The sequence below is a fragment of the Falsiroseomonas sp. RANM36 genome (genome assembly GCF_056682175.1).
Window position 1 is genome coordinate 300,849 of record NZ_JBWXTD010000005.1, and the last position, 3,728, is coordinate 304,576.

The 3,728-nt window shown below is 72.1% G+C and carries 6 protein-coding genes; 5 read left to right on the plus strand and 1 reads right to left on the minus strand.

The window, feature by feature from the left end:
* Window positions 1–122 precede the first annotated feature (122 nt).
* Complete coding sequence (locus tag AC1MIR_RS19420) at window positions 123–740, minus strand: histidine phosphotransferase family protein (RefSeq protein WP_480029836.1); 618 nt, start codon at window positions 738–740, stop codon at window positions 123–125.
* A 107-nt stretch (window positions 741–847) separates the two neighbouring features.
* On the opposite strand from AC1MIR_RS19420, the gene AC1MIR_RS19425 reads away from it, so the two are divergent.
* The 5 genes from AC1MIR_RS19425 to AC1MIR_RS19445 all read left to right on the plus strand — a co-directional run bounded on the left by AC1MIR_RS19425 (window position 848) and on the right by AC1MIR_RS19445 (window position 3,700).
* Window positions 848–1,027 (plus strand): DUF3553 domain-containing protein, encoded by a 180-nt coding sequence (locus tag AC1MIR_RS19425; RefSeq protein WP_480029837.1) that lies wholly within the window; start codon window positions 848–850, stop codon window positions 1,025–1,027.
* Window positions 1,024–1,779, plus strand: coding sequence for a sulfite exporter TauE/SafE family protein (locus tag AC1MIR_RS19430; RefSeq protein WP_480029838.1), 756 nt, complete (start codon window positions 1,024–1,026; stop codon window positions 1,777–1,779). Before AC1MIR_RS19425 ends, AC1MIR_RS19430 begins: the two co-directional genes overlap by 4 nt.
* A gap of 60 nt (window positions 1,780–1,839) precedes the next feature.
* Window positions 1,840–2,832, plus strand: a complete 993-nt coding sequence (gene moaA / locus AC1MIR_RS19435) for a GTP 3',8-cyclase MoaA (protein ID WP_480029839.1) — start codon at window positions 1,840–1,842, stop codon at window positions 2,830–2,832.
* Window positions 2,833–3,225: a hypothetical protein gene (locus AC1MIR_RS19440; RefSeq protein WP_480029840.1), complete on the plus strand. Its 393-nt coding sequence runs from the start codon at window positions 2,833–2,835 to the stop codon at window positions 3,223–3,225.
* 97 nt (window positions 3,226–3,322) lie between these two features.
* Entirely contained in the window at window positions 3,323–3,700 is a 378-nt protein-coding gene (locus AC1MIR_RS19445) for a hypothetical protein (protein ID WP_480029841.1), read from the plus strand.
* The last annotated feature ends 28 nt before the right edge of the window (window positions 3,701–3,728 follow it).

Here is a 3,728-nt window from a genome sequence, read left to right on the forward strand (position 1 = left end):
GGGGGGGGGCGCCGGGGGCGGGGGGGGCGTGGGGGGGGCGGGGGTCGGGGGGGCGCCCGGGCGGGCACGGCGGCCGCCCCCCCCCCCCGCCCCCCCCCCGTGACGGGGGGCGGGACCGACGCTCACGCACGCGGCGTCAGCAGGAGCAGCCCCGGCCCCGTGGCGCCCATCGCCAGCTCCAGCCGCACCTGACCCGCCGCGGCGAGCGCAGAGAGTAGCGGCAGCGCGATGCCGCGGGGGGTGAGCACCGGCTTCCCGCCGGCGAGCAGCGCGGGAAGCCCGGCCGGCCAGGCCGCACCATGGCCATCCGGACGCAGGCCGATCCCCTCCGCCGGGTGGCCGCCGACATGCAGCGTGCCGCCGCGCGGCATCGCCTCCACGCCCACCAGCATCGCCATCAGCAGCGGCTGCGCCAGGGCCGGGCCGATCGGCGCCGCCGGCGCCAGGCCGGAGAAATCCACCACCGCCTTGCGGCCGAGCGTCAGCCCCTCCGCAAGATGCGCCAGCGCGGCGACGTCGAGGTCGGAGGCCGGGCCGCCCACCGCCGCGCGCCAGAAGCGCAGCCGCCGGTCTATGATGCGCACCGCGTCGCGCGCGACATCCCCGGCCTCGTCGGCCGCTCCGTCCAGCAGTTCCAGCGCGCCCGCCAGCGCGCCGGTCGGGCCGCCGAGGTCGTGGCAGAGCCGCGTGCACACCGCCTGCGCCAGCCCCACCTGTGCCGACGCCCCACCTTCCGCCATTCTGGATCCCCCAGCCTCTTCGCCAGCGTCCCTTCGCCCCTCCCGGGCGCGGCGACACTAAGCCACAGGCTGGTCAGCGAGGGGTTAACGATGCTGAACGGCCGGCCGTGAGCAGCGACTTCGTCCCGGGCATGCGGGTGCGCCTGCCCGCGCAGCCCGATTGGGGCATCGGCCAGGTGCAGTCGGTCGCGGGCGACCGGGTCACGGTGAATTTCGAGAATGCCGGCAAGGTGACGCTCCGCCTCTCCGCCGCCGCGCTGGAGCCGGTGGAGGACGAGCGGGCGTGAACGCGGTTCTCGGGGAATTCGGCGGGCTGCTGTCGGATTGGCGCGTCTTCGTGGCGCTGGCCGTCACCGCCGTCGCCGGCGTGATGCGCGGCTATTCGGGCTTCGGGACGGCGGTGCTGCTGGCGCCGGCCTATTCGGTGCTGTGGGGGCCGCGGGTCGGGGTGCCGGTGATGCTGCTGATGGAGCTCTTCGTCTCCGCCCAGCTGCTGCCGAAGGCCTTCGGCCAGGCGGATAGGCGGGTGATCCTGCCGATCGGCGCGGCGGCGGTGCTGCTGACGCCGGTCGGCGCCTTCATCCTGCTGACGGCCGACCAGGACCTGCTGCGCCGCGCGATCGGCGCCTTCGTGCTGGTCTTCGGGCTGCTGCTCAGTTCCGGCTGGCGCTACCATGGCTCCCGCCCGCTGCCGCTGAACCTGGCGGTGGGCAGCCTGGCCGGGCTGCTGAAGGGGGCGACGGGGATCAGCGGGCCGCCGGTGATCCTCTATCTGCTCGCCGGACCGGAGGAGGCGAAGCGACACCGCGCCAACCTGATCCTGTTCTTCGCCGTGATCTCCGTGATCTCGGTGATCCCGCCGGCGCTGGGCGGGCTGATGGGCTGGGCGGTGCTGGCCAAGGTTGTGGTGCTGCTGCCCGTGCTCCTGCTTTGCGTGCCGATCGGGGCGCGGCTGTTCCATGTGATCCCGGACCGCTGGTATCGCCGCCTGGCGCTGGGGTTCCTGGTCACCACCGGATTGATAACGGTTCTTGCCTAGGGGCTTGATCAGGGGGCACCCGCCGGACCAGATACGGCCCGGGGAGATACGGCGGCACTCATGATTGATCCCTTCGGTCGGAAGATCAGCTACCTGCGCGTGTCGGTCACCGACCGCTGCGACCTCCGCTGCGTCTATTGCATGGCCGAGGACATGACCTTCCTTCCCAAGAAGGAAGTGCTGACGCTCGAGGAACTCGACCGGCTCTGCGGCGCCTTCATCGCGCTGGGCACCGAGAAGATCCGCCTGACCGGCGGCGAGCCGCTGGTGCGGAAGAACGTCATCAGCCTGTTCCGCAGCCTCGGCGCGCGGCTGGATGGCGGCGGGCTGAAGGAGCTGACGGTCACCACCAACGGCACCCAGCTCGAGAAGATGGCGGGCGACCTGTACGCGGCGGGGGTGCGGCGCATCAACGTCTCGCTTGACAGCCTCGACCCCGCGACCTTCACCGCCCTGACCCGCTGGGGGAAGATCGAGCCGACGCTCGACGGCATCTTCGCCGCCAAGGCCGCCGGGCTGCAGGTGAAGATCAACGCCGTCGCCATGAAGGGCGTCAACGAGCACGAATTCGACCGCATGCTGGTCTGGTGCGGCGAGCACGGCTTCGACCTCTGCCTGATCGAGACCATGCCGCTCGGCGAGATCAGCCAGGACCGCACCGACCAGTACCTGCCGCTCTCCACGGTCCGGTCCCGCCTGCGGGAGCACTGGACGCTGCAGGAGACCGATTACAAGACCGGCGGGCCGGCCCGCTACTACACGGTGAAGGAGACCGGCCGGCGGATCGGCTTCATCACGCCGATGACCCACAATTTCTGCGAGAGCTGCAACCGCGTGCGGCTGACCTGCACCGGCACGCTGTATATGTGCCTCGGCCAGGACGACGCCGCCGACCTCCGCCGCGTGCTGCGCGATCCGAAGGTTGACGAGGCGGGGCTGCAGCAGGCCATCCTGGAGGCCATCGCCCGCAAGCCGAAGGGGCATGACTTCGTGATCGACCGCGACCGCCAGGCGCCCGCCGTGGCCCGCCACATGAGCGTCACGGGGGGCTGATTGCTCCAGGACCTCGCCAGCGCCGTCACCCTGCCGGGCCTGCCGGAATGGACGGGGCTCGTCGCGCTGGTCGTGCTGCTGCTGGTCGGGCTGGCCTATCTGCTGATGCCCTTCGCCGTGTTCGGGGTGAAGGGTCGGCTCGACGCGATCGAGGCGCAGCTGGATGAGATCCAAACCGAGATCCGCACCCTTGCGCTGCGCCTGCCCGAGCCGGGGCGGGGACGGCGGCCGCCGGTGGAGGAGGACTGGGCCGAGCCGCCCGTCGCCGCGCGCCGCGCGGACCCGGCGCCGCCGCCCCGCCCCGCGCCCCCGGTGCCGCCGCCCGCCGCCTGGCCGGAGCGCGGCGCGGGCCGCGCCGAGCCGCGGGTGGAGTGGCCGCGCCCGCCGCGCTGATTCGCTGCCTGAAGAAAAAAGACCTTTCTTGACCCCTTGTTTGCAGTTTCACGACTAATTTCGGCCCCTCTTCGCAAGGGAAAAGGGGTTGCCGTTCATGCGTCGTCGTCTTCTGCCCGTGGCCGTGCTTGCCGCGGCGGCTTTCGGTCTGGGTGCCTGCCAGCAGCAGCCGGCGCAGCAGGTGGTGGTGGTGCCGACCCAGGCCTGCGACACCTCCTTCCGCGTGGCGAACCAGTCCTCCGCCACGGTGCAGACGCTGCAGTTCAGCCATTCCAGCCAGAGCGGCTGGGGCGCGGACCAGCTCGGCCAGTCGGTGCTGCCGCCGGGGCGCTATGTGAACTACCGGGCGGCCAACACCGGCAGCTACGATTTCCGTGTGGTCTGGACGAATGGCCGGGCGGCGGAGCTGCGAGGCGTCAACATCTGCCGCGCCAGCCGCATCACCGTGACCAACAACGGGCTGATCGCGAGCTGAAGCCTCGGGCCGCCCGCAGCCGGGCGGC